This is a genomic window from Salicibibacter kimchii (genome assembly GCF_003336365.1).
Classification (GTDB): Bacteria; Bacillota; Bacilli; order Bacillales; family Marinococcaceae; genus Salicibibacter; species Salicibibacter kimchii.
In genome coordinates this window covers 2,908,906-2,934,100 of sequence record NZ_CP031092.1, presented here as the reverse complement: position 1 = coordinate 2,934,100, position 25,195 = coordinate 2,908,906, and the positions used below count along the sequence as shown (strand labels likewise).

Sequence of the window (25,195 nt, the reverse complement as noted above, 5' to 3'; positions counted from 1 at the left end):
TAGTCGTTGACGACCTAACGACTTACGCGTTCATTCGTTAGGGTTTCATCATTCCATGTTTAATGACTTTTCTGAATCAATGGGTTTTATTCCAAATCTTACGGTCGTTATTTTGAATATAGACGCAAGTATTCTGTATAACACTGCGCATTCTCGCTATCCAAGCTCATCTTTTCGAATGAAACTTGACAATTAATCGCTCACAGGAATATACTTATATACATAACTATATAACCATATAACAATCTGGACCGAAAAGGTGGTGAACACTTTTGAATCAGTCCTTCCACGATAAGAAACCGATATTCGAACAAATCAAAGAAAAAATCGAAGATCAAATATTGAACGATCAATTAAAAGAAAACGAACAAATTCCGTCGACGACGAAAATGGTTCATTTTTATAAGGTCAATCACTTAACCGCATCAAAGGGGATTCAATTGCTTGTTGATGAAAAAGTCATTTTTAAGAAAAGGGGTGTGGGGATGTTCGTTGCGCCCGGGGCAAAAGAGAAGCTGATACAGAACCGTAAGGAGTTGTTTGCAGATGACTATCTCACGCCTATGTTACAAGAAGCAGAAAAACTTAGATTATCAGAAAAAGAAATTATTGCCATGATTAAAAAAAAGAAAGGAGATGATTTTAATGAATCTTGATGTGGCGTTTCAAGATGTTTCATTGAAATTCAAAAATATAGAGGCATTAAAGAACATTACTTTTTCCCTGGAACAAGGCAAAACCTATGGGTTAATCGGCAGAAATGGAGCCGGGAAAACAACGTTGCTTTCATTGCTGGCATCTTTTAGAGAACCTACGTCGGGAATGATTCGGGTAGGCGGAGAAACACCGTTTGAAAACAAAAATATTATGCCGTATGTGAGCTTCATTTTTGAAACGGATGATTACAAAGACGAATACGAATCGACGGAACGTTTTTTTGAATTCGCTGAACGCTATCGCCCTAACTTTGACCTTGCGTATGCCAAAGACTTGGCTGCTCGGTTCAAACTTCCTTTGGATAAACCGTTAAAAGAATTGTCGAGCGGCATGCAGTCGGCTTTGAATGTCACGCTCGGTCTTGCTCATCGCTCCCCGGTTACCATCTTCGATGAAGCTTATGTATCCATGGATGCACCGGCCCGTGAGTTATTTTATCAGGAGGTGTTGGAAGAACAAGCACGTCATCCGAGAATCATGATATTGTCTACGCATCTCGTGTCGGAAATGGACTATTTGTTTGACCATGTTCTGATTGTAGATCACGGTTCTCTCATTGTTGACGAACCATTCGACAAAATCATCAGCCGTGGCGTATCAGTGACTGGCGCTTCGCAAGCCGTAGATGCGTTCATCAGCAATCGCACAACATTAAACACACAGCAACTCGGGGATACAAAATCGGCGATGGTATACGGAGAAGTCAGTGACGCCGACCGGAAGGAAGCTGGAAAATTGGGATTGGATATCGGTCCGGTCTCCTTGCAAGATTTATTCATTCATTTAACAAAAGAGGAGGAGGGCTAAAATGCAAGCAAAAAAGAATACTGTCGCGTCAAAAGTGGCAACCGACTTGTTTTTTACGCAAATGAAGTGGACATTATGGTATATCCCAATCTTATTAGTTGTGTACCTGCTACTCTATCTATTCACACCTGAAATGCAGGCAGAAAATTGGAACCTTATATCCGTCATATATCAACCTACTAAAATTTATATGCTCGTCATTGGGCTTTTAACTATAATGGCTTTTCTCACTTATTACGTAAAAAATGGCATTACGCGCAAGGATTATTTTATAGGTTCATCGATCGCGGCCACGGGCGTAGCCTTCAGCATCATGATCATTGCCGCAATCCTTGCCGCAGTTCTGGCGCTGATCGGATCTTTCACAGCCTTCGACCCGGGCACTTCACAGATGGATTTTCTGAACACGACATCCGTTTGGCTCATGCCTGTCCTCGTCTATAGCCTGATCATCTTGTGCTACTACATTGCAGGCTGGATGGTCATAGGCGGTTATTATCGCTTCGGAGGCTGGGGGCTTTTAGTGTTTATCGTGATAGGGATTCTCTATATTTCAGCCGTTGATTTATTATGGGAAAACGACTGGACACTGCCGCTAGTAAGGTTATTGAATATCCCGATGCCTGTCCTTTCGCTCTCTATTTCCCTTGTTTGCACTTTATTATTGATTGCTGCCGGGTTGTGGGTCATTCGCTTACTCACTAAACGAATGCCTATCAAGCCGGAGTAGCAGGAACCGTAAATCTCAGCCTCGTGCTGAGATTTTTTTATTGACAGTCCCTTTTCTCTTTTTTACACTAAGTGTACCAGTTTAACTAATACATTTAGTTCATCCCCGGGGAGGGAACTTATGCTATCCATTGATCCACGGAGTAGAGAACCTATTTATCGTCAGATTATGAATCAAATTAAGGAACAAGTGGCTCGCGGGATATTAAAAGTAGATGACAAAATCCCATCCGTACGCGAATTATCCACGCAAATAGTCGTCAATCCGAATACGGTCAGTAAAGCCTATCAAGAACTGGAGAGGGAGGGCATCATCGTAACGATGCGTGGGAAAGGGACATTTATTGCAGAGCAAGTACCCGAGGAAATTCTTGTTAAAGACATCGAATCGGTAAAGACAAAACTTAAGCAGGTCGTTCTCGAAGGGCACTACGCCGGGATAGAAAAAGAAGTGATGCAAGACTGGGTCGCCTGGTACTATAAACAATTTGGGGGAAAGTCATGATACACGTGCAAAACGTTTCCAAAACGATGGGGGAGCAACAAGTTATAACGGATATCACATTCACCGTTGGGAAAGGAACCATTACCGGAATCGTAGGGCGAAACGGAGCTGGTAAAACAACATTGTTACGGACGATGGTTACAATTTTAGATCCCGATCAAGGAACAATTTCAGTGAATGGTGAGGATGTGTTTGCAAAACCCGAAGCAAAAGCGTCCATGTTGTATGTAGAAGATAGTGTTGAGGCCTTAAAAAATTATTCAGTTTCCAATATTGCATCATTATACGCGGATATTTATCCGAACTTTGACCATGATTATTTTCAGGAATTAATGCATCGGTTTCAAATGCCGGAAACGAAAAAGGTTAAACAATACTCGAAAGGCCGAAAAGCATTGTTTTCGCTCATTCTTGCTTTTGCGACTAAGCCTGAATACGTCCTCTTGGATGAGCCGACCGACGGGCTTGATGTCATCATGAAAAAAGAAATCATGCGTTTTATGCTCGATGAAGTAGCGAAAGAAAACATATCCATCATCATCGCTACCCATCGCTTGGATGAATTGGAAAGCTTGGCCGACCAAATTTTTGTCCTCAAGGAAGGAGAGGTTGCAGAAACGTTCCAGCTGGATGAGTTGCGTGACACTTATAAAAAATGGCAGATCGTCTACCGTGAACAAATGCCAGATTCGCTTTTGAATCAGCTTTATATCTTGCAACAATCGGGTCGGGCGTACACGTGTCTGGCGGCAGGCAATCTTCAAGAGCTCGAAATCGAGTTGCAGAAAACCGAACCCTTATTATACGAAGAACTGCCTTTAAAGCTGGAAGACTTATTCGCGGCCAAGTTAGGGGGCGACTCGATTGCTGAATAAAGCCTTACTAAAAAAAGATTTGAAACCGTCGGCAATGATCCTTCTGATTTTAACGATTATATTTGCTATTCAATACCCGTTAAGAACCATACTGGAGTTAGATCATTTAAGGTTGTTAGAGTCAGAAGTGACCCATGTTTTCTCTAGTCGTATGGACAACTTTGTTCAAGACATCTTCTCTGCAAACGCACTATCATTGTTTTCGATCATAGCCATTGTGGTTATGGGAGGCATGTTAATTGGTCTAGAGAGAAATACACGCCGGCATGATTTTAGTTTTTCGTTGCCATTTTCCAGGCAAAAACTTTTTGTTTCAAAAGCCAGTATCGGCCTTGGGTCAATCACTGTCATCATGAGCCTTAACTGTTTGGTTGCGTGGGGGCTCATTTGGTTCTCGGAATATCGCGATGCGCTTGTGAATTTTAGCTTCGTTGAAATGTTTCTTGTTCCTTTGCTGGCTTACTTGGCGATTTTTGCCTTCACGCTATTTATGGGGACCATTTCAGGGGAGATGATTTCCCAGGTTGTTTTAAGTTTTATCTTTTTAATATTTCCTTATGGTTTCGCCATACTATTGAGTGTTTTTTTCACCACCCATTTCGGGAATTTGGGAAGGTTAACGGCAACTCACTTGGATGAATGGCTTATGATTCTGGTATTGCCATTTCAGGTCATGGGCTTCGTCGGTGTCTTGCCTGAGATACCAATGGGGATGCAATTGGTCGTTTCTTTACCCATCTTGCTGATGAGTTTATTCATTGGAATCACCCTGTATAAAAAAGGGAAAAGCGAACATAACGGTGAATTTCTGTTATTTCCCTCTTTAAAACCGGTCTTTCTTATCGGCATCGTTGTCTGCTTTGCCATGTTAGGCGGCATGATATTCAGCGTATTCGGAGATCCCGCCGGAGCTACCATTCCTTTTTATTGGCTGGGAGCTATTGTTATCGGCGGATTAGCTCTCTTGATCACGAAACGTTTGATGCAAATGAATGTGACGGTGAACAATAATTAGAAGGATCCCCCGTATCACCCATCAGGAAGCAAGGAGTCATTTCTCTGGCTCCGGCTTCCGTGTCTGCTCTCCAGGATACGCTTATCTTGAATAGGGCAGGCTCTGCGTGATATAAAATGAATGTATAGGGGGGAATTTTATGAAATGGATCATTTTTCTGTTAGTAAGTTTAATTTCATTGACGGGATGTCAACAATCTATTGATAAAAGTGATGAAGGGGAGGTATGGAAAGTCGAGTTTCGTGCAGAGCAACCCACTGATACGGAGGAATCAACCTTCCATACTTTCCATTACATGCCCGATAACCATGAGGCTATCACTGATATTGAAATTGTGACGGACAGAGGTTTGGAAATATCCAGGGAATCGATCGGTCCGGAACCCTCTATTACTACTGAAGGTGGATGCTCAAGTTGTTCAACTACTCCGGAGGATGTCAATATTGAAGTCAATATCCAGTGGGCCGACCAAGGCGAAGACTATGAAGAATCATTGATATTAGACTAAGTGAGCAGATGGAACTGCAAGGGGGGCAGTTTGATTGATATTCTGAAATCAGCTATGTTTATTATTGCATCTTTGATTCCTTTTGCTTTTCTAGGAATGTACCTTGATTATAATTATCAATCATTAATTATGTACATTATTTGGCTTATCTTTTACCCTATGCTCGGATATTTTATTGCCAGTAATTGGAGAACGGAATATATCTATATAACACTCGGCTCTTCTTTTTTCATTTCCTTAATTTTGTTTATTTTGTACGATCAAGAATGGAGTCATTTTTTCAAGCCTTTCGGGACGTACGGCTTATTTATACTTCTGACGGGGTTATCTCTTTTACTCCTCAGGATTGGGGTATGGATATATGACAAAAGATCAAAGCATCTGTAAAGAAAGGAACTCTTCCGATGATCTATATTATTTTAATGAAAATAAGCTTTTTCCTTGCTGCAGTCAGTATGATCATTGAATTGGTATTTCTTGATTCAGGTCAAGGTTTTTTCATTGGCATGCTGTTTTTCGTTTTAGCTTTAATTTTGTTGGCTATCGGGAACAAAAGAATCTCTCTACAGGAATAAACGTACTATTTGCCCTTTTTAAGAGTAGCGCCTTAAAAAGTATCCTAATTCGTTTATTTGATCATCAGATAAGAATGGCCGGCATTCATCAAGATAATCCTGAATAATTCCCATTTTTTGGTTTTGTGTGAAAGATAACCTGTTCGCTCTATTTTCGACCTCTTGTAAACTGTCCTCTTTAAACCTTTGCCAAGAACTTTTAACGGTTTCTCTACGCGACAAGGTTTCAACGATACGACTTCCCAAGAGCCCTTTCTGCTTAAGAAGGAAATGTCTTATATTCATATTCACACTTCTTGCTACCATTGCCTTCATCCCCCTTAAACCTTCCTCTTTGTAGCGTAAATGAAAAGATGAATGTACTTTCAAAAAGCTTGTCACACCCTCCATGGATTTGCTCTATTTGGGCATGGATTAGTAAGTTTCATCATTATTAATTTATTAATGATGTAGGAAGGTTTTTCCCGTATTTTGTTATGAATAAACAAGTGTGTTTTACATATGAAGCCGGAAAGGCATTGGAGGGACATCAAATATGATCGACTACACTGTCACATGTTGCGTATAATGATTATGGGTTCTAAAAATAAGAAAAACTTATGAACGAATGGATAGAGGAATTACTAATATCGAGGTTAGCAGGAGGAATGATGAGTAATAACGAGGGCGAACAAAAACGAAAACGTGAAGGCTTGATGGACTGGATTTGGTTTATTGGTGACATTCTTTTATTTGTCCCAAGGGCCATCCTAGCATTCTTTAAAAAATAATAGGGGGGCCTTGAAGATGTATTTTGCTTTCAAAAATGTCTTGCAAAAGCTGATTGGGGCCAGCTTTTCGATCTCCATATTCTTTATCTTTATTTTCATCTACACCGGATTTAATTTGTTCCAAATCCATGAACTGATCACAACTCCATGGATTTGGGCTGTATTTTTTGGGTATGGATTAATAAGCTCCTTCATCATTGATTTTATAGGAAAATTTTTGTCGTCTTTTACAATAAATAAACAGATTGTGTTGTACATATTATTTGGGTATCTTATTTTTCTGGCCACGTTATCACCTATTTACCTTTTGATTGCCGGTACAATCGGAGCTTTCTTCTCTCTTCTATTTTTATTTGGAAAGGAAAAATTGAAGGTTACCAAGTGGTATAGCTGGGCTGCATTTGTCGTTCCATTGATTTCCATTATGATGATTCCTTTTGATCATACGAGTAAACAAGGTTGGGATGAGGTACATGGCGATAATTTTGTAGAGGTTGAGTACGAATATTTTAACGGCGAGCATTTAGTACCCATTCATGGTGTTCAAGGAGATCAAATTTATTTTGAAGTGGATCACCAGTTTAGGAATGGTAATAGTTATGGAATATCTGTATATGATAAAAATAGTGAAAACGTAGGAATGAATCCACGGGATGACGATGACGACGTATTAAGCGTGCATTTTGAAGAGGAAGCCGTTAAATATATTGTTGTGCGGGCTATACACGGACACGACGGTCAATTTAGGGTTAACTGGTGGAAGGAAGGGGAAGGGTAAATTAAGGGGAACGCTTGTTTTTTGTTCAGTGGATATGCTATTCTTTACATACAATATCCCTCCGTTATTAACCTCCTCCTTGTCAGCTCACCGTGGATATTCATCATCTCACAATGGATGTGGTAAAACAATGACAAATACGATGCCTGTAGCTGTTCAAGAAGAACCCGCCCCGTATTTAGACCATGACGGCCTTTGGAAAAAAGTGATCACCGATCTGTTCGAACCTTTCCTGTTATTTTTCGTGCCCGATCTCTACGAGCAATTGGATTGGAACAAACAGCCAGACTCACTAGAACAGGAACTAAAACGCACCTTTCCGGAGAAAAAAGGGACAAAGTATACGGACAAACTCATGAAAGTTCATCTGAAAGACGGGAAAGAACAGTGGGTTCTTGTTCATGTTGAGATACAAGGGTCCAAAGAAGATGATTTCCCCGAGCGTATGTTTCAATATTTCTACCGTATTTTTGATAAGTACAAACAAAAAATCTATGCAATTGCCCTCCTTACCGATGCCGACCAATCGTTCCAACCCACATCTTACGAATATCACTTTCATGGAACTACCCTAACCTATGCTTACAATACCTATAAAATAAGGGCTCAGGATGAAGAAGCGTTGCTAAAGTCAAACAATCCTTTTGCACTCGTCGTATTAGCCGGTAAATACATGTTGAAAAGCGAAAATAATGCCGATGATCGCTATCAGTTTAAACGACAGTTGTTCGAGTTGATACTCCATAACAAAAACTATTCACAGGCGTACACCCAATCATTATTATCATTTGTCGATTATTTATTAACCGTTCCGGAAGAACTGAGCCAAAAGCTACAAGAAGAATTTAATCCTATAGCAGAGGAGGAGGTGAGTCTCATGCATAATACCTCGTTTCCCGATCCCCCAACATTAAAACCGTTATTTGACAAGCTGAGAAAAGAAAGGGAGGAAGGCAGAATGGAAGGCCGAGAAGAAGGCATAGAGGCAAGCAAGCGGAAAATTGCTGAAGTTATGCTTAATAACGGCTATTCAGATGAAGAAATTATTAAAATGACGAGCATCACTGAAAATGAATTGAACGGTATAAAGAATAAGATTTAAGCTTAAACGAAATCAAAGCAGGTTTGAAGATACAGCAATCCTGCTTTTGATTTTCATTTTCAGGGTAACTGATAGCGGAATATTGCTGAGTTTGTAAAAAAAGACATATGCCAGCTTTAGCGACGGCTAATGTCTTTTTTTCGATGATTTAAACATATGGATTACTCATATAAAGATGAGACGCACCCATTCTTAATTGTTAAGAGGTTAGTTAGACAAAAAACTAATTCCGTTTTAGCAGTGTGGTGATCACCCTTATATGAGAAATGAGAAACAACTTCTCCCACGAATATACTCACCTGATGGGTTAGAGTAAACAATCGACGATTTTAATGATAGTTAGTATCTTGGCTATTGTTGTTTGTATCGGCAGTATCTTTTATTTTTTTCACGCCTTGTTCAGCCATTTCGTCTGCAGCAGTTACAACATCTGTATCATACTTTGCTTCTTTTGATACCTCGAATTGGAGTTTTTCTGCATAAGGTGCTGGTCTATTCATCATAAAAGCAGAGATTGCTTCACTATTTTTATCACGTGCTTCTTCAGCGCTTAATTTGCCTGTTACGATATCATTCATTAAATTGAGGGCAGCGATATTAGCGGCTTCCATATCACACCGGGATGATACTTCACCTCTTGTCCTTTCAACAATCAAGCTGCCATCAAATTTTGCAAGCTCACTAAACATTTCTGGCGGAACAGGATAGTTTATATAGTTTTCAATACAGTCGGTATGAGGTTCCGGAAAATCGTGGGGAATCTCATCACGATAAACAATCGTTCGTTTCCAAGGTCCGTTGTTATACCAGATTAACCTGCTCTGGGTTGCTTCGTTTGGCGGGCCGTATTGTTCAATTGTACGATCGGCTGCTTTTTTAGGCATAGCATTCCAATCATTAACAATGGCTTTCACTTTCTCTATATCTTCAACTGTTTTCGTCGTTTTTTCTCCACCCCCCAAGGTCTGTAGTTTAAAATCACTTCCCATGGCAATTCCGGCAGTTTTTAACTTTTCTTCTTGTTCCATTATATACCTCCATAATAAACAGTTATTTTATCCGCGTCCGATTAGTTCCGACGCACAGTATGTGCCAGTGCCGGCGTTGCCACAGGACATGGCGCTCTTAGCCGGCGTACATTTTAACCATCAGAGGGGGGATAACTCACCACCTCTGTTGGAAGTTTCACTTTATTATGTGATAAAACCTCCGCATTAAACCCTCTAATTTGCCACCATTAATTTACACTTCCTCGGAAGCACCAATAAACCCTTAAACCAAAACCCCGTTGTCATTCCCCGTTTCCTTAGGGGTAGTGGCACGGTACCAGTGATAACATAGGATAATGATAATCATCAGATCGACGGCATCCCCGCCATAATACATCAGCATACCACCCGCTTCTGCTTCATCCGCGGAAACACTCTCCGGGGGGCGTGCATAAATATATTTCGATAGAATGCCGTGGGCTGTGAGCGCGAACACTAAAATAATACTGCGGTATAGATAGCTGGTTCGGTGCGAAATCGGTTCAACATAAATGAGCGATACGGTAAACAAATATCCTGCCAGGAAAATATGAAGGTGGATGACGACATGCAGAAGTGGGCTCTCATGCATCACCCTAAATAAATCTGTTGTATAAAGCACACACAGACCACCAATATTCAAGGCCGCCGTTACAGCAGGATTACTTAAAAAACCGAGTACCCGGCTGCGCAGAATCCTGGTCAAACTTCTCGCCCGCTGAATAGAAAGGGAGCGGAGCAACAGTTTCACCGGAGCACCAAGTGCCATCAGCAGCGGACCAAGCATGCCAAGAAAGAGGTGCCCTGCCATATGTATCCGGAAGTCTACCTGAGCCATATGTGCTATTGGACCGGCAACGGAAATCAGACAGAGAAAGACGCCCGCAAACCAAAAAATTGTGCGGAACGCCGGCCACTTCCTGCCTTTTTTTCTCGAAATAAAAAAAGACCCGGTGTAAACAATAAGAGCGGCCAGAAAAGGAAAGACAAGCACCCATTCAACAAATACAGACGGGTGATGATTTTGCATATCAGCCAATCCTTCCTTTCACTCTTTTTCTTGTTTGAAGCAACACAATGATCCCGACAGTTAAAATAATAATAGCAGTCAGATTCCACCCGATGTCATAAATTAGCAAGTTATCGGTGTCATACCGCACTTGATGTATCCCCATGATTTTATGCTGGACAATACCGTCGTAAAGATTGAATCCTCCCAAGCCGACCAAAGCTCCACCAATCCATCTAGTTGGCCACCATGCATTTCTGCGTCTAAGATCAGCAACTATGAACAATGATCCTACAGTAGCAACCCAGCTGAAGGCATGGAAAAACCCGTCAGATATAATTCCGATTCGGGTTGTAGATCGATCATAAAAAAAATGCCACCCCAGAAGCTGATGAAAAATCACTTCATCTAAGAAGGCAGCAAGTCCTATGCCGAAAAGAATGCCTGTCCATAGATTGCGGCTTACATACCCCTTTTGCGGTAAGCCGGTAAGATGATCACCCTTCATAAGCCGAACACCTCAATCATTGTCGTTTATTCGATCATTGTGTCCTTTTTTCATATGAAATAAACAGACGATGTAGAGCTTGACTTCATCTACGAAGGTTCCAGCATGCCTGCCCATGGATGGTGACTTACAAAATCATAGCCGAAGTAGGCAGCGATACCGAGGGCTCCTCCATGCTGATTGCCATCCATAATGTGACACTGAACCGATTCCCTGTGAAAGAACAAGCGGCAAGTGCAGTGATGTGACCTCCAACAAAAAACATGCCAATGATCGCCAAACCCGGCATGCTGTATTTCCCCCATATGCGTTTGGCCCGAGTTCTTCGCTTGGAAATAAAACCTTGGTCACCTTCTTTACGGGCTCTTCTACGTTCAGCTACGCCTTTTATCCCGTAAATAAACCATATTGTGATCAGGAGACTTAGAAAGTTTCCGGCAAATGCAATGATAATAACCGGAACGATTGGCAAACCGATAAAAACAGCCAATGGTGCGGCAACCGGCATTTCCATAAATGGGATCATCGCAACTAAAAATAATATCAAATAAGAGTATAAAAATTCCATATCATGCTCTCCCCTCACCTTTTTCCCCGTGGATGTCTCCGGATTAAGTGTATTAGACGTTACCAATCACTACTATAAAAACTCAATGAAAAGAGATCATCAATGGGGTGAATGGAGCTATAGGAAGATGAAAGGAGTAAACCTTGCCCTCATTGGCAAGGCTAAAATGATTGTTTACGCTTGTGAATAACGAATACAGCGAGGACAACAAATACTAAGGACAAGATTAAGGTATATAGAAATGAAACGGAAAATGCCTCCGGAGGCTGGTCAGGGATCAGCAATAATCCCCGAATGAAATGATAATAGGGGAACAGAGATAAAATTGTGGAATATTCGCTACTCATTAGTACTTGATTAATTATTTCCAGGGAAATAAAAATAATAATAATGGGTGCTTCCCATATAATGACTTCAATTTTATTATTGGCATATACAGCTATGATCGTTCCGATAGAAAGCATAATGAAAAGAGCCGGGATAATAAAAATACAGATTAATAACGTTGAACCAAGACTTAAACCGCTGGAATAAGCAATCAAAAATGTGAGAAACAGCGTCATCGCAGCTGGAAGCAAAGCTTTAACGAGCGTTAAACCATAAAGAGAAATCCCTTGTTGTTCAAGGATACGCCAGGTCTGTTGTTCTTTTTCTTCAACGAGCAAATTACCCTGAATTTGAAGCGGCAAAAAGATCAGCGTTAGGACGATAAGTACTGTCCAAGATATGGAATCATCCAACATGAACAAGACATAAATGATCAACGGAATAGTTGCTGTAACAAAGAATTGACCGTTGTAACGCAAATTGTTTATTTCCTTATATATCAATGCGGTGAATGGTTTTTGTTCCATTGTTTACTCCCTACATACGCAGCATTTCTTTTAAAGTGGTGTATTTTCCTTTTGACAGCGGGACGGAGCTTTTATGTCTGTCGTCAAGGCTTAAGCTGTAACTGTTTTTGCTCCAAATGATAACTTCCCGCACGCGTTGCAAATTGACAATGTATGACCGGTGGCAACGAAAGAAACCGAATGGACGTAACCGTTGTTCCAGTTCTTTTAGCGGCATCGGTGAGGCAAAGGTTTCACTATTGACATATAGCCACGATTGCCCATCATGGCTTTCTACATAATCGATTTCCAACGGGTCAAATAAAATATATTTGTCTTCAACTTTAGCGGTAATTTTCTCGATTTTAATTGGCGTTGCTTCTGGCTCTATGTGAACAGCAGCTGAGTGGTCATCACTATTATTTATTGCGTTTAAGCCGCGTTCACTCAAGCGATATGGTCTGCCGAGTTGGACGGCTTCTTCCAATGAAGTGGTGGTAAGGAGCACAAACCGGTCGGTCAAATGGTCCAACAAATTATAAAAAGTATGTTTTGTTTGGCGATCTGCATGAAGGATAGGCTGGTCAAACAGACAAACCTCACTTGGCATGATTAAACAGCGTGCATAATGCAAGCGTCGTTGTTCCATAGCGGTCAAGCGCTTAATTCGTTTATTGGCAACATGAGAAAGGTCGCAAATGTTCAACATGTCTTCTTCCTCAATTGATTGACCGTATAGTTTTTTCCAAAAGCGAATCAGCTGTCTCGGTGTTAGCCGAATATACAAACCATCCGATTGGAGAAAGACAAATCGATTTTTTGAATCATGGTTGATGGTTTGTGTTGAAAAGAAGGGTGATGACTGAAGGAATACGGAATGGAATGATTCGAGCCAATCGATATCACCTTGAATGGATACAGGCTCGCCTCGTTCAACAGCAAGGTCAATGTCCGGCAGTTGAATATTATTGCCACTTATAACAGCAGAAGTTTGTATTTTCAACGACATTAGTGACGGCTCCTCGATTGATAATAAACTTTTTTAATCACAAGTGTAAATATTATACTTTATTGTATCGATAAAGACTTCATGATCCCGTCAAAAAACACCCAGTTTCACCTCACTTCTCGAATTGTTTTCTTACACCTATTAGATATTTCATCGCCCATTAGCATCCATTCATCCACCATTCCCTCCATTCATTCTGAAATCCTAGTATGATAACCTCTAATTCTCTAAAATAATTAATGATCCTAAATCACTTAGAGCATCAGGGGGGATTTCGCAATGAAAAATTGGTTCGTACTTTTACTTGGCGCATGGGCGACAGCAACAATCGGTATATTTCTGGCAGTCATTGCGGGTGATATTTCTGAAGAACAATTCCGTATCACCGGAGACGGAAGACAAATCATCCAAGCAACTGTTATGAGCGTCATTATAATACCAATCATTTTATTTTTGTATCGACGGTTACATAAGCTCACTGGAAAACCAAATAAACCCGCGTATTCCTTTAAACGATCCCACCACTTTTTTACAGGTTTTTTTCTCGCAACGGTGTTGGCTGTTATTTCTCTATTCACTGCCAGTATGATCGGATGGATTGATATCAATCAGTGGCATGCTCCACAGTACTGGATTAGCGCACTCCTCATAAACATGCTAATCGCATTTTTTTACGAAGCATTGCCTGAAGAACTTGCTTTGCGTGGCTTTGTTTATGATGTACTGAAGCATCGTTTCGCCGTCTGGTTGTCTATATTCGCACAATCACTCGTCTTTGTTTTTTTCGCTTTTGGTCATCACATTTTGCAAGTGATTGTCGGAATGGAGCCAATTGAGATTATTCTCCTTAGCATTCCAAGCTATGTTCTATTTTTTGTCTTCGGTATTGCTCTGGCATTAATTCGTGAATGGACGGGAAGTTTATGGGCCGCCGTTGGTTTTCATTTAGGGTACTTAGTAATGGCTCGCTTTTTAATCATGCCGGAAGAATACGGTGCACCACCGATCGTAAGTTATCAAGACACCTTTATGTACCTAGTCGGAGCTCTTTTCATGATTACGGGTATTATGCTGGGCGGTATACTGCTATTTCTTCTATTTCTCTTGATCAAGCGATTATTAAGATCAAGGTGATGGCTTACTCTATTAAACCCAAAAGTAACTTTTCAACTAATAGGGTAGGCTTTTGTTTTATTCTTTCATCCAACAATCGCGCCGTTTAAGATACGGATTCCGCTCTGGTTTTCGATTTCTTGTGTCCCTGTGGTTAGACTATCCGCAGAGACAGCTACCTATTAAAATACCGAGCTGCTTATTGTGGATGATATGAATCATAGACACACAAAGCTCTTCTCAAAAAAGAGCTTTTTTTAATTGACTTATCCCCTGTTCTATTTCAGCTTCCGACAAACCGCCAAACCCGAGTAATAACAAAGGCGAGCTGTTATTTTCCCTTCTCTCATAATAAATCGACGTTGGGTAGACTTTCACACTGTGTTTTTCAGCTGCATCAATCAATTCTTCTTCAGTCTTTTCCCCTTGAACTTCCAAAAGGATGTGCAAACCCGATTGATCGCCAATAATGTTAACTTTTTCTCCCATCTCTTGATGAATGGCTGCAATTAATGTCTTATGTTTGCTGCGGTATACGGTTCTCATTTTATTTAAGTGTCTTTCCCAGTAGCCATTTTTCATAAATTAAAACAAGATATCTTGATATAAACGAGGGACGGTTTGTTTATTCATCGACAACGTTTGATGGTATTTATTCATCAGTTCCTCAGGTAAGATCATGTAGCTTATGCGAGCAGAGGGAATCAATGATTTGGAAAATGTTCCAAAGTAAATAACATTTCCTGATGAGTCAATCCCCTGTAAGCTTGGAATCGGTTTTCCTTTATACCTAAACTCTCCGTCATAATCATCCTCGATGATATATCCTCCTGTTTTTTCTGCCCATTTAAGGAGCTCCAACCTTCGTGAGATCGGCATAACAACCCCGGTAGGAAATTGGTGGGAAGGCGTAACATAAGCAATATTTGCAGAGCTTTTCTTTAGCCGTTTTATGTCGATCCCTTCTTCATCCAGAGGGATTGGTTCAATAGGAATGCCGTGGTTTTTCAAAGCATGTTTCGTCCTATGGAAACCTGGATCTTCGACTGCTACAACGGACTTCTTATTCATAAGCATACAAAGAATACCAACTAAATATTGTGTGCCTGCCCCAATCACAATTTGATCAGGGGAACATCGAACCCCTCGGGATTGAAAAAGATACATAGAAATCTCTTTGCGTAAATTAAATTCTCCTTGAGGGTCACCGTTTAATAAATGTTGCTTATCACTTAAGCAATCGATACTGATTTTACGCCACGTTTTGTGCGGAAAATAATTCAAATCAATTTTTCCATGATGAAAGTCATACTTTATTTGCTCTGATATTTGTGATGATTCCGTTGTATGAAACTGTGGCGCATTTTGGTTAGGGAGTATATCGTACTCCACTTTTTGTACAAATAACCCCTTTCTAGGTTTGCTTTGAATATATCCTTCTGCTTTCAGCTGATCATATGCAGACTCAACGGTAAGTTGGCTAACGTCCAGGTGCTGAGCAAGTTTTCGCTTTGAAGGGAGCTTTGTTCCATCCTCTATCCTACCTGATTGAATTTCTTGCTTAAAATACTGAAAAATTTGGAGATACAAAGGGGTATTACTTTTAGCGTTTAAATCAACGGTGACTTCAAACATCGAGCCTACCTCCGTTTTTCTATCTGGCATTGTTTAATATGATGTATCTGGCTATTTTGATAATGCCAGTATAGAGTTATACTCATTTTATTCCCTATAGCCACTTAATGATAGTGGTTATATGAATTTTAAGGAGGGACTATAAATGGATGTAAAAGAATTAATCTCTGAGCAAGAATGGGAAGAAGCTTTCCCTATTATGAATCAACTGCGTTCTCATCTTAACGAAAATGAATACGTGGAGTTGGTAGCTGAGGCGAGAGAAAAAGATATGTACCGATTGTTTGCCTTGTATGATCAAGGAGAAATCGTTGCTGTTACTGGATTCAAGCCTATGATAACCTTATACTATGGACGGTTCGTTTGGGTTTGTGACTTAGTGACTGATACTCATCGGCGTTCAAAGGGGCACGGAGAAAAGCTTCTCTCTTTCGTGCATGACTGGGCATTAGAGAATAATTATGAAAGTATTGCCCTTTCGTCAGGGTTACAACGCTACGATGCCCATCGCTTTTATGAGGAGAAAATGGATTACAACAAAGCAAGTTATGTTTTTAAAAGATCATTGACGTAAGGAAAGGGTGGCAGTGATGAAAGCAAATCATCTAAAAAAAGGAGATAAAGTAGGAATAATATCCCCTTCCACCCCGGCACCCGTAAAGTTCCCTGAACGTTTTAAAAGAGGCAAAGCGCATTTGGAAAGCATGGGGTTAGATTTGGTGGAAGGCCGTTGTACCAATAAGGAACAGAGTTATCGGTCAGCTAGTATCCGTGATCGAGCAGAAGAAATAAACGAATTTATCAGAGATCCAGAGATTAAAGCCATTATAAGTACGATTGGCGGGATGAATTCTAACTCTTTATTACCTTACATTGATTACAAAGCCTTAGAAAAGCACCCAAAAATTATTATGGGTTACAGCGATGTCACAGCATTGCTTTTGGGGATTTATCAAAAAACAGGCCTGCACACGTTTTATGGTCCTGCCGTTGTTCCCTCTTTTGGAGAATATCCAGAAATGCTCAAATCAGGTGCAGACTATGTTAAAAATGAAATATTTGGCGAAAAAAAGCTCCCTATACACTTGAAGTACCTGATGAATGGACAGAAGAACTTATCGATTGGCATTCACAAGACAGGGCAAAAACGATGGTTAATAATGAAGGGTGGAAATGTGTCAAGTGGCAAAGCAAGTGGGAAACTAATTGGTGGCAACTTGAATGCCATGTTTGCCTTTATAGGTACGGAGTATTTTCCGAATCTTAATAACGCCATCCTTTTTATTGAAGATTCATTAAAGGACATGGCAACAGAGGAAGATTGTTTTTAATGTTAAAGCTTCATAGTGTATTTGACAAAATCCAGGGATTGATTTTAGGCAAACATGAACATTTTAATGATCTTGGGTCTCCTTTTGGCCAGGAAGAGCTTTTACTCGAGGTCATCGGTGATCAAAGCTTCCCAATTATGTCAAATGTTGATGTCGGCCATACTTTTCCTTCTCATGTGTTTCCGATTGGAATTGAAGCAGAGTTAGATGCAGGTAATGGGGAAATTGTTTTTGCTGAGAAGGGTGTTTATTACTAATTAGACAAATTGGTTAAGCATTGCACTTAGATTTTCAGTTTCACAAACTGTGGGAATGTCAAATTGCGCTAACGAACGGGTCAGATTGGGAGTAACAATAAGTTTGCAGGCATCTAAAAATACTGTTAATCTATTATTTTATTTATATAAGGAGATAAATCATCATGAGTCAGACAGAACTAATTCAACAATCTAAAGCACCCCAAACACGCACTTCACTTACGAATGACTTAAAAAATCTAGGCTTACACAAAGGTATGGTTGTTATTGTACATTCTTCGATGAAATCGTTAGGCTGGGTCTGCGGAGGGCCAGTAGCTGTTATTCAAGCTTTGCAAGATGTGATTACTTCAAAGGGTACGATTATCATGCCAGCTCACAGTGCTGATGTATCGGACCCAAGAGAGTGGGGGAATCCGGCAATTCCAGAAGAATGGGTCACTGAAGTGATGAATGAATTGCCGCCATTTGATCCTGATGTAACACCAACCGTAGCAATGGGGGCTATTCCAGAGTCATTTCGCACATACCCGGACGTGAAACGTAGTTATCATCCTATACACTCTTTTTCAGTATGGGGCAAGAACAGTGACGAAATCGCAAGGAATCATTCCATAGACAATGGACTGGGCGGCGACTCGCCACTTGGCTTTATATACCGTAATGACGGCTATGTGTTGATGCTTGGAACGGATTATGAAACGAACACATCAATGCATTATGGGGAGCATAAAGCTGAAGGAATTAAAGAAGTCAAAAAGAGGAGCCCAATTCTAGAGGATTATCAAAAGGTATGGAAAGCATATACTGAGCTTGATTACGATGAGGAAAAGTTTCCGGCAGTTGGTGAGAAGTTTGAACAGGAATATGAGCCGAGGAAGGGCTATGTTGGGAATGCTTTCTCAAGGCTGGTTTATCAACCTGATCTTGTTAATTTCACCGGCAAAAATATAAAAACGTAGTAAATAGCCGCAACAAAAAGAAAGGAAATTTTCATGCTAGGTGCCATCATACACGGATTCGTATTATCCTTCGGATTAATTCTAGCTTTTGGAGCACAAAATATATTCCTCTTTAATCAAGGGGCCGCTCACAAAAAGTTACGACATACCATGCCTTCGGTTGTAACTGCTTCAATTTGCGACACCATCTTAATTGTTTTTGCGGTATTAGGCGTGTCTCTCATCGTCATGACTGTACCTGTTTTCCAAATCATCTTTTTTGCGGCTGGATTCCTTTTTCTTATTTACATTGGATGGTCGATTTGGTCAAGTGATCCAGTAGAGGTTAATAAACAACATGGAGCTATGAGTGCAAAAAAACAAATCCTATTTGCGATATCCGTTTCGCTTTTGAACCCACATGCTGTTCTTGATACGGTAGGCGTTATTGGGACCAATTCTTTGAGGTACTCTGAAACACCTGAATTAATGGGGTTCACGGTAGCATGCATTGCCGTATCATGGGTGTCTTTTATCGGGTTAGCGATGATCGGAAAAACCATACGCGCAATCGACAAAGAAGGCAAAATCGTCGTTCTTATTAATAAAATTTCAGCAGTGATTATTTGGGGAGTAGCGATCTTTCTGGGATATCAGTTATACTTGTTGATGCAATAGTGATTATTTGCAGGTTCTATAGTATACATTCACTTTGAAAGAGGGCTAACTAATGTTTTTCGATTTACTCGGAGAGACAAATATGGCTCCTACGGCGGGCATTCTGTATTCCGCTGTAAAAGAAAACAGCCAACGATTGCAATTAATCACGGAGGGCATGTCGCAAGAAGAAGTAGACTACAGGGGACCAAATAACAACTTTAATAGCACTGCTCAGCTAATCAACCACCTCACGTATGTCGATGTTAATTGGGTGTATAGAATAAAAGGGCAATCACTTCCTTCTTCTTTAGAAGAAAAATATGGGCCTGCACTAGACGCAAATGGTAGGCTTCCAATGGTTAAAGGCAAGTCTTTGGATACTCTCGTTTCCAACCATCAAGACGTTATAGAAATGCTGAAAGATGCATGCACACAATTAACAGACGATGATCTTGCTAACGTTGTCACTTTTGGACACGAGAACGAAAAGCAAGCAACCATTCGCTGGGGTCTATGGCATATGGCTGACCACAATAGATATCATCAGGCTCATATCAACCAACTGCGAAAGTGGTTTAAGGGACACTGAGCGATACATAAAGAAGACTTAAGTAATATGTATCGCTCTCGTTCCACAATGACGCTCCTTTTCTTTAATAGGGCATCAACACTAAACTTCATAAATCACAATCGATTTAACAAATCCGTAATTTTTTCTTTTAAAGATGGAATTTCGTTTTCAACCAGATTCCAAACGATTTCGTTATCCACTCCAAAATATTCGTGAATTAAAACGTCTCTGATTCCTGCCATTTTGCGCCAAGGCACGTGGGAATGTTGTTCTCGAACGTCTTTTGATACACGCTTTGTAGCTTCTCCAATAATTTCTAAATTGCGAATCACCGCATCTTGTATTAATTTCGAACGAAAAAAATCTTCTTCTCCCTTCGGGAGATATGATTCAATATTTGTAATACATTCTAAAATATGTGTTAAATAGAGCTTGTCATTTTTCATAGCTGAATCGCTCCATTTAACACATCATCTTTTATACGCCAATGAATCGAGTTTTCTGTCACAACATCGACTTTTATTCTAAGTAAATCTTCAATTTCTTGTTTAAAACCAATCAAATCAAACAAACTTCTGCCTTCTTCGAAATCCACAAGCAAATCAAGGTCACTAGCGGGATCATCTTCAGCTCTTGCCACCGATCCAAAAACACGTACATCTTGAATACCGTGTTCCTTTGCCACTTTCAAAATTAAGTCACGCTTTTCTTGAAGAACATCATATAGCACAACACATCCCCCGCATCCTTCTGCCTTTTGGCTTTATTATATCATCACCTATAGTCTGACTATATATTTCTGGAGAAATTATTCTTTTTTTGTGCGGATAAATAATCTGTATAAAAAGTCTTACTCAACGTTTGGCCAGATTCCGAAAGACGCCATCTTATTCGAGATAAGCGCCTCGTTTGCAGCATAATGTGCCAAGAGGAGCAATGTAATTCCTCTTACGGGGGAAAGGCTGTACCGAGTGGAACAAGAACCTCAATCTAATCCCTCAAACAATTGCGCCCGTTTACTTTTTGGTTGTGAGAATCAAATACTTGGTTCAAAGGATTGGTCACGCACCACAACCGTTTCCGGAACAAAACGAATTAAAACATTGCTATCATCCAAATTTCTGAACCTGGGATCCCAATTCTTTTCTTCAGGGCCAAGATAACGTGATAGCAAACGTTCAGCGATTCCTTTATCAAAAGGTTCTACGGTAGCGTGGCCCCTAAATCCTGCATGCAAAACTTTTCCTGTAGTGTGATCAAAATCGACGATACCAATAGCACATTCAGCTTTTTCCTTAATCCTTCCGGGAAAGCTGTCTGATGATGTTCCGATAATCCAGATACACTCATGTTCCCAATGAAACCACACTGGTGATTCTCTCGGGTTATGATCCTTTGTTGACGTTGAGAGATGAGCGAATAAAGGCTTCTGCAAAAATTCATTTAAGTTGAAGCTCCTATTTCTGTCCCTTATGATTTCCAAAATAAACTCCCTTCTCATCACCGGTCTTACGAAAAGTAATGAACCACAAGCCCAAGCATGCGAGTAATACGACTGCCGAGACCAAATACACCAAACGAACACCGATATTTTCAGCAATCATTCCCACCGTTAACGCACCGATACCGAACGCTAAAGTGCTTTTAAGCCATTTACAGATGTACTTCCTATATGATGAATTTCAATTATTTCAGAACCAAAAATGTCGCGTAATTTATTTGCTTCTTCCTCAAACATCGATGGCCATGCTTTGTTATGTGTCGTCACCTCAACCTTTCTCAATCTAATCACCTCTTTTTCCATCAAACATGTTCTATATCACCCAACCATTTTGTTACATAATTATCTATAATCTCTTCCTGATCAACATTATCCTGAAATGAAGGAAATATCATTAATATATGCACAACCAGGTAATAAATCGGTTCCAGCAATCGAACAATTGAAAATTCATATCTCAACTCATCGATTTGCCCAAAATCGTTCCATTCGCATAAATACGCGTTTAATACCTCTTCACGTAGATCTTCAGAAAAGAAAACAGCCACCTCTTCCACTAAGCGAACAACACTTAGAAAGGGATGGGCAATCGAGCTATTCGACCAATCATAAATGAGTGGCTCACCATTCTCAACAATGACATTACCTCCAAATAAATCACCATGATCAACGGATAACGGCAGTTTAGAATCTAATGTTTGTACTAATGACAGAACACTCGGGATGCTATTTAATAACGTTTGATAAGACGTATGAGAAATATGGTTTTGTAGAGATTTTATTGTTTTCTTCATTTGCTTTTCAGTAAGCACTGTTTCAATCGGTCTTTTTGGTATAATGGGCTTTGTCTGTAATTCGCCATATATCTGAAGTCTAGCGATTCGCCGAGCTGTTATTTTCCAGTGTTGAATGTCTTTAGAGTAACCCAGGAGTTTCCCTTTAATCTCTTTCATCATATATGTATTCTTTTTTTCAGCGATTGCAATAACTTCTGGTACATATTCTGGCATACTTTTATGAACAAATGGCTCATGTGCAAAAATTGGTGGAACTGTTTTGACATAATAGTTATCGTTATAGCCATGGACTTTGAGTAACAATCCTTTTTCCCAGCTTCTTACTTGCTCAATGGCACAGCAGCTATCCGACAATTTACTTCCTGCCCATTTAGCAATTTCATCCCGGAAACCATATTGAAACCAGGGCATTTGATTTGATTCATTCTTTTTCCATTGTTGTAAAATCCATTGCTGCCGTGAGGCTAGTCTATTGAAAATATCATCACTGAATGGATCTATCCAAGCAATCCTTAAGCTATCACTTGGAAACCCTTCATTCAAAACCTCGACTTCGTATATTAGTCTTGATTCCTCTTTATGCCAGCATTTTAGTACATTTGTAAAAAGCCGATACTGTTTATAGAAGTATTCATTTATTGGCTCCGTATCTGCTATATGAAAAGGCTCAGATTGAAAGTTAGGAAAAAATACTTCGTTATTATGAGCTTCGAATAACATCAGGTTTTCTTTTTTAGAGTGCACAATAAATTGATAACGCATTTGAATGCACCTCTTGAGCAACTAAAGTTTTTTCTTCATTGAAACAACTTTAATATTTATACCATTGGGTTTATGTACAACTTCTTCATCGTAAACAGCGTAACCCATGGAACTATATAACTGTATATTCTTTTGCACAGTCATACGGACTTTACATGAAATTGTAGGTAGTTCAGCCTTATTTGCATAGTCCTCTAAAGATTTTAATAACTCTTTTGCAATGCCTTGTCCTTGTTTTTCTGGAATAACTGATAGACGGTAAAAATTTATGCCCTCATTTTTTAATTGAAAGCGTACCATACCAACTGGTTGATTTTCTTCAAAAGCAATTAGTGCTTTTTCCCTTTTACCTAATGCATGTGAAACTGATTGAACCGTTTCATCTAAAGCGCTAGATGGCGGGTGTTCATTCTTATATTCCATAAAAGCTTTCATCATTAAATCATGAATGATTGCTGCATCTGACGTTGTTGCAGAACAAATTACCATTTTGATCACCACTATAAATATTCTGGCAAATGATGCTTATACATTTCGACCGCATCTGTATGTTCTTGTAATGTGGCAAGTGTTTTTGGGTGTGGCTTTGTATAAATGATTGGATAATCCTTTTCGTCATTATCTTCATCTGTGCTAAACGCTAACAGTTCTTCATCCGTTGAAAATTGGGCATCAATACCTTTTTTATTGCCACGTGCATCCACTCGAATCCATTTATTAAGCGTTTTTAAAAAAATGGCATTTAGAGCATGTATACAATAACCCTTTTCCGGTGTATCAAACAACATTAAGCGTTGATAACAAAAGCCCGTTGGGATATTCTGCGATCGCAACAAAGCCGCAAGTAAATGGGACTTTGCATAACAGATCCCTTCTTTATTAGCCAAGGTGTCTGAAGCTTCACAAGTTACCCTGGTTCCTTGAATATCCCATGAATGACGAATTTCATCTCTAACAAATTCGAAAGCAACCCTAGCTTTTTCTACCTCTGTTTGAGAGCGATCAAAAAGTTCAGCAATTTTCTCCTGGATGATCGGTTGGAAATAGTTAACCTCATTGGAATCAGATAAGTAATCATTCATTTCCTCAGACTCACAGACCAGATTCATAGTTTAACACCCTTTTATGTATATTTATTATTTTTTAGGTATAATTATACATTAATGTGCGACTTACTTGCAATATGGATAGGAATTGTTCAAAAACAGTGATAGTATGGGTATACACTGTAAAACAGACATGGTCAAAAACACGATTTATCGCATATAAAAGAAGCTAAAGTCAAATATAGGAGGGTAATATAATGCAAAACATAGAGAAGGCTACTGAACTCAAGAAACAATTAGACCGTGAGCGACCTCTTGATACTGTAACCGTTCAGCGCTTGAAAGAGGACTTTTTCATCAGGAACACTTATCACAGCAATGCCATCGAAGGAAACACGCTAACGATTTATGAAACAAAAGCGATCCTTGAGGATGGCATTACCGTTGGAAACGGAAAGACACTTCGAGAGCATATGGAAGTCATAAACCATCGGGATGCGATTCAATACGTAGAAAGTGTGGTCACTCAACCACTAACAGAACGCATCATTCGTAGTATCCACTCCTTAATTTTAAGAGGGATCGATGCGGACCACGCGGGAACGTATCGTCATCAAGATGTGATCATTACAGGGGCATCACACTCGGTAACCTCTCCTCTTAAAATTTCCGATGATATGGAGGACCTGATACGTTGGTATACCTCTGCCATAGAAAACAATAATGACCATCCCATTGAAATTGCTGCTATCCTTCATAGCAAGTTCGTAAACATCCACCCTTTCTTGGATGGCAATGGACGAACAGGACGTTTGTTGATGAATTTTGAGCTGATGAGGGCCGCATACTTACCGGTCATCATCCAAGTGGATGAACGGCAAAAATATTACGAAGTATTAGACCATGCCGGAGTACACAAAGATTATACGATGCTTATTGATATGGTGGCATCTTTGGAAGTAAGCGCATTAGAGAAGTATTTAGAATTGTTATAGCGGGAGATCCAGCATCACTGTTAATTAAGAGCAAGGGCGCTTTTATTCAATTAAAGCGCCTGTTTGGAGGATAACCTTTTCCAATTATGGTTGTTGTGACACACAAAAGAGGCTCTATTCTAAGTCCCGCTAGGATTATCATTTGTATGAACCTGCATAGTTTTCGCATCAATAACAAGCTTTGCGTGAGTGATAAAGTCAAATCCCAATATATACCGTCAGTCTCCTACCCATAACCCATATTTCCAAA

General features: G+C 39.9%; 34 protein-coding genes. 18 read left to right on the top strand and 16 right to left on the bottom strand.

The features are described from left to right. Nucleotides 1-272 precede the first annotated feature (272 nt). The 8 genes from DT065_RS14845 to DT065_RS18985 all read left to right on the top strand — a co-directional run bounded on the left by DT065_RS14845 (nucleotide 273) and on the right by DT065_RS18985 (nucleotide 5,731). Nucleotides 273-656, top strand: a complete 384-nt coding sequence (locus DT065_RS14845; RefSeq protein WP_114374701.1) for a GntR family transcriptional regulator — start codon at nucleotides 273-275, stop codon at nucleotides 654-656. After that, the gene (locus DT065_RS14840) at nucleotides 646-1,524 is read left to right on the top strand and encodes an ATP-binding cassette domain-containing protein (protein ID WP_114374699.1); all 879 of its coding nucleotides are present in this window, start codon (nucleotides 646-648) and stop codon (nucleotides 1,522-1,524) included. Before DT065_RS14845 ends, DT065_RS14840 begins: the two co-directional genes overlap by 11 nt. Nucleotide 1,525: 1 nt before the next feature. After that, nucleotides 1,526-2,254, top strand: coding sequence for a hypothetical protein (locus DT065_RS14835; protein ID WP_114374697.1), 729 nt, complete (start codon nucleotides 1,526-1,528; stop codon nucleotides 2,252-2,254). A 120-nt stretch (nucleotides 2,255-2,374) separates the two neighbouring features. Next, nucleotides 2,375-2,758: a GntR family transcriptional regulator gene (locus DT065_RS14830; RefSeq protein ID WP_114374695.1), complete on the top strand. Its 384-nt coding sequence runs from the start codon at nucleotides 2,375-2,377 to the stop codon at nucleotides 2,756-2,758. Beyond that, entirely contained in the window at nucleotides 2,755-3,633 is an 879-nt protein-coding gene (locus tag DT065_RS14825; protein ID WP_114374694.1) for an ABC transporter ATP-binding protein, read from the top strand. Before DT065_RS14830 ends, DT065_RS14825 begins: the two co-directional genes overlap by 4 nt. Beyond that, a complete protein-coding gene (locus DT065_RS14820) occupies nucleotides 3,623-4,648 on the top strand; it encodes an ABC transporter permease (RefSeq protein ID WP_114374692.1) in 1,026 nt (341 codons plus the stop codon). Before DT065_RS14825 ends, DT065_RS14820 begins: the two co-directional genes overlap by 11 nt. Nucleotides 4,649-4,787: 139 nt before the next feature. Beyond that, nucleotides 4,788-5,156 carry a hypothetical protein gene (locus tag DT065_RS14815; protein ID WP_114374690.1) on the top strand — a complete coding sequence of 123 codons (369 nt, stop codon included), beginning with the start codon at nucleotides 4,788-4,790 and terminating at the stop codon, nucleotides 5,154-5,156. Nucleotides 5,157-5,560: 404 nt separating this feature from the next. After that, the gene (locus DT065_RS18985) at nucleotides 5,561-5,731 is read left to right on the top strand and encodes a hypothetical protein (RefSeq protein ID WP_160112576.1); all 171 of its coding nucleotides are present in this window, start codon (nucleotides 5,561-5,563) and stop codon (nucleotides 5,729-5,731) included. A gap of 18 nt (nucleotides 5,732-5,749) precedes the next feature. Here DT065_RS18985 and DT065_RS14805 read toward each other — a convergent pair whose 3' ends face one another. Continuing rightward, nucleotides 5,750-6,037 (bottom strand): hypothetical protein, encoded by a 288-nt coding sequence (locus tag DT065_RS14805; RefSeq protein WP_114374686.1) that lies wholly within the window; start codon nucleotides 6,035-6,037, stop codon nucleotides 5,750-5,752. Between the two features lie 474 nt (nucleotides 6,038-6,511). Here DT065_RS14805 and DT065_RS14800 point away from each other — a divergent pair, with 474 nt between their 5' ends. Beyond that, nucleotides 6,512-7,279 carry an ABC transporter permease family protein gene (locus DT065_RS14800; protein ID WP_160112575.1) on the top strand — a complete coding sequence of 256 codons (768 nt, stop codon included), beginning with the start codon at nucleotides 6,512-6,514 and terminating at the stop codon, nucleotides 7,277-7,279. Nucleotides 7,280-7,409: 130 nt separating this feature from the next. Then, nucleotides 7,410-8,381, top strand: a complete 972-nt coding sequence (locus DT065_RS14795; RefSeq protein WP_114374682.1) for an RpnC/YadD family protein — start codon at nucleotides 7,410-7,412, stop codon at nucleotides 8,379-8,381. 329 nt (nucleotides 8,382-8,710) lie between these two features. Here the strand turns inward: DT065_RS14795 and DT065_RS19180 are convergent, their stop codons facing one another. From DT065_RS19180 to DT065_RS14765, 6 genes are all read right to left on the bottom strand, one after another. Further along, nucleotides 8,711-9,409 (bottom strand): hypothetical protein, encoded by a 699-nt coding sequence (locus tag DT065_RS19180; RefSeq protein ID WP_193550774.1) that lies wholly within the window; start codon nucleotides 9,407-9,409, stop codon nucleotides 8,711-8,713. Between the two features lie 244 nt (nucleotides 9,410-9,653). Then, on the bottom strand, nucleotides 9,654-10,439 hold the full coding sequence (locus tag DT065_RS14785; RefSeq protein WP_114374680.1) for a cytochrome c oxidase assembly protein: 786 nt from the start codon (nucleotides 10,437-10,439) through the stop codon (nucleotides 9,654-9,656). 1 nt (nucleotide 10,440) lies between these two features. Continuing rightward, complete coding sequence (locus DT065_RS14780; RefSeq protein WP_114374679.1) at nucleotides 10,441-10,926, bottom strand: DUF2243 domain-containing protein; 486 nt, start codon at nucleotides 10,924-10,926, stop codon at nucleotides 10,441-10,443. A gap of 127 nt (nucleotides 10,927-11,053) precedes the next feature. Beyond that, nucleotides 11,054-11,494 (bottom strand): small multi-drug export protein, encoded by a 441-nt coding sequence (locus tag DT065_RS14775; RefSeq protein WP_114374677.1) that lies wholly within the window; start codon nucleotides 11,492-11,494, stop codon nucleotides 11,054-11,056. Between the two features lie 161 nt (nucleotides 11,495-11,655). Further along, nucleotides 11,656-12,348 (bottom strand): hypothetical protein, encoded by a 693-nt coding sequence (locus DT065_RS14770; RefSeq protein ID WP_114374675.1) that lies wholly within the window; start codon nucleotides 12,346-12,348, stop codon nucleotides 11,656-11,658. A 10-nt stretch (nucleotides 12,349-12,358) separates the two neighbouring features. Further along, complete coding sequence (locus DT065_RS14765) at nucleotides 12,359-13,336, bottom strand: LytTR family transcriptional regulator DNA-binding domain-containing protein (protein ID WP_114374674.1); 978 nt, start codon at nucleotides 13,334-13,336, stop codon at nucleotides 12,359-12,361. Nucleotides 13,337-13,615: 279 nt separating this feature from the next. Between DT065_RS14765 and DT065_RS14760 the strand changes: the two genes are divergently transcribed. Further along, on the top strand, nucleotides 13,616-14,470 hold the full coding sequence (locus DT065_RS14760) for a CPBP family intramembrane glutamic endopeptidase (protein ID WP_114374672.1): 855 nt from the start codon (nucleotides 13,616-13,618) through the stop codon (nucleotides 14,468-14,470). A 219-nt stretch (nucleotides 14,471-14,689) separates the two neighbouring features. On the opposite strand, the gene DT065_RS19760 is transcribed toward DT065_RS14760, so the two are convergent. Continuing rightward, nucleotides 14,690-15,031, bottom strand: a complete 342-nt coding sequence (locus tag DT065_RS19760; RefSeq protein WP_335743558.1) for an aminotransferase-like domain-containing protein — start codon at nucleotides 15,029-15,031, stop codon at nucleotides 14,690-14,692. Nucleotides 15,032-15,034: 3 nt separating this feature from the next. After that, entirely contained in the window at nucleotides 15,035-16,084 is a 1,050-nt protein-coding gene (pdxR, locus tag DT065_RS14755) for a MocR-like pyridoxine biosynthesis transcription factor PdxR (protein ID WP_335743557.1), read from the bottom strand. A gap of 145 nt (nucleotides 16,085-16,229) precedes the next feature. Here pdxR and DT065_RS14750 point away from each other — a divergent pair, with 145 nt between their 5' ends. The 6 genes from DT065_RS14750 (at nucleotide 16,230) to DT065_RS14730 (ending at nucleotide 19,862) form a co-directional block, all read left to right on the top strand. Then, nucleotides 16,230-16,658, top strand: coding sequence for a GNAT family N-acetyltransferase (locus DT065_RS14750; RefSeq protein ID WP_114374670.1), 429 nt, complete (start codon nucleotides 16,230-16,232; stop codon nucleotides 16,656-16,658). A gap of 16 nt (nucleotides 16,659-16,674) precedes the next feature. Continuing rightward, complete coding sequence (locus DT065_RS14745; protein WP_250645670.1) at nucleotides 16,675-17,415, top strand: S66 family peptidase; 741 nt, start codon at nucleotides 16,675-16,677, stop codon at nucleotides 17,413-17,415. Next, nucleotides 17,415-17,672, top strand: coding sequence for a S66 peptidase family protein (locus DT065_RS19545; RefSeq protein ID WP_250645669.1), 258 nt, complete (start codon nucleotides 17,415-17,417; stop codon nucleotides 17,670-17,672). The genes DT065_RS14745 and DT065_RS19545 overlap by 1 nt, the downstream gene beginning before the upstream one ends. Nucleotides 17,673-17,836: 164 nt before the next feature. After that, nucleotides 17,837-18,634: an AAC(3) family N-acetyltransferase gene (locus DT065_RS14740; protein WP_114374668.1), complete on the top strand. Its 798-nt coding sequence runs from the start codon at nucleotides 17,837-17,839 to the stop codon at nucleotides 18,632-18,634. Between the two features lie 33 nt (nucleotides 18,635-18,667). After that, the gene (locus DT065_RS14735) at nucleotides 18,668-19,291 is read left to right on the top strand and encodes a LysE/ArgO family amino acid transporter (RefSeq protein WP_114374666.1); all 624 of its coding nucleotides are present in this window, start codon (nucleotides 18,668-18,670) and stop codon (nucleotides 19,289-19,291) included. Between the two features lie 52 nt (nucleotides 19,292-19,343). After that, nucleotides 19,344-19,862, top strand: a complete 519-nt coding sequence (locus DT065_RS14730) for a DinB family protein (RefSeq protein WP_114374664.1) — start codon at nucleotides 19,344-19,346, stop codon at nucleotides 19,860-19,862. A 95-nt stretch (nucleotides 19,863-19,957) separates the two neighbouring features. On the opposite strand, the gene DT065_RS14725 is transcribed toward DT065_RS14730, so the two are convergent. The 7 genes from DT065_RS14725 to DT065_RS14695 form a co-directional block, all read right to left on the bottom strand. Continuing rightward, complete coding sequence (locus DT065_RS14725; protein ID WP_114374662.1) at nucleotides 19,958-20,290, bottom strand: HepT-like ribonuclease domain-containing protein; 333 nt, start codon at nucleotides 20,288-20,290, stop codon at nucleotides 19,958-19,960. After that, nucleotides 20,287-20,574 (bottom strand): nucleotidyltransferase family protein, encoded by a 288-nt coding sequence (locus tag DT065_RS14720; RefSeq protein WP_114374660.1) that lies wholly within the window; start codon nucleotides 20,572-20,574, stop codon nucleotides 20,287-20,289. Before DT065_RS14720 ends, DT065_RS14725 begins: the two co-directional genes overlap by 4 nt. A gap of 306 nt (nucleotides 20,575-20,880) precedes the next feature. Next, nucleotides 20,881-21,327: a pyridoxamine 5'-phosphate oxidase family protein gene (locus tag DT065_RS14715; RefSeq protein WP_227002629.1), complete on the bottom strand. Its 447-nt coding sequence runs from the start codon at nucleotides 21,325-21,327 to the stop codon at nucleotides 20,881-20,883. Between the two features lie 150 nt (nucleotides 21,328-21,477). Beyond that, complete coding sequence (locus DT065_RS14710) at nucleotides 21,478-21,648, bottom strand: GrpB family protein (RefSeq protein WP_335743595.1); 171 nt, start codon at nucleotides 21,646-21,648, stop codon at nucleotides 21,478-21,480. After that, nucleotides 21,648-22,904 carry a phosphotransferase gene (locus tag DT065_RS14705; protein WP_114374658.1) on the bottom strand — a complete coding sequence of 419 codons (1,257 nt, stop codon included), beginning with the start codon at nucleotides 22,902-22,904 and terminating at the stop codon, nucleotides 21,648-21,650. The genes DT065_RS14710 and DT065_RS14705 overlap by 1 nt, the downstream gene beginning before the upstream one ends. A 21-nt stretch (nucleotides 22,905-22,925) precedes the next feature. Continuing rightward, complete coding sequence (locus tag DT065_RS14700) at nucleotides 22,926-23,393, bottom strand: GNAT family N-acetyltransferase (protein WP_114374656.1); 468 nt, start codon at nucleotides 23,391-23,393, stop codon at nucleotides 22,926-22,928. 11 nt (nucleotides 23,394-23,404) lie between these two features. Further along, nucleotides 23,405-24,013, bottom strand: a complete 609-nt coding sequence (locus tag DT065_RS14695) for a transglutaminase-like domain-containing protein (protein WP_114374655.1) — start codon at nucleotides 24,011-24,013, stop codon at nucleotides 23,405-23,407. Nucleotides 24,014-24,207: 194 nt separating this feature from the next. On the opposite strand from DT065_RS14695, the gene DT065_RS14690 reads away from it, so the two are divergent. After that, entirely contained in the window at nucleotides 24,208-24,945 is a 738-nt protein-coding gene (locus tag DT065_RS14690; protein WP_114374653.1) for a Fic family protein, read from the top strand. Nucleotides 24,946-25,195 lie beyond the last annotated feature (250 nt).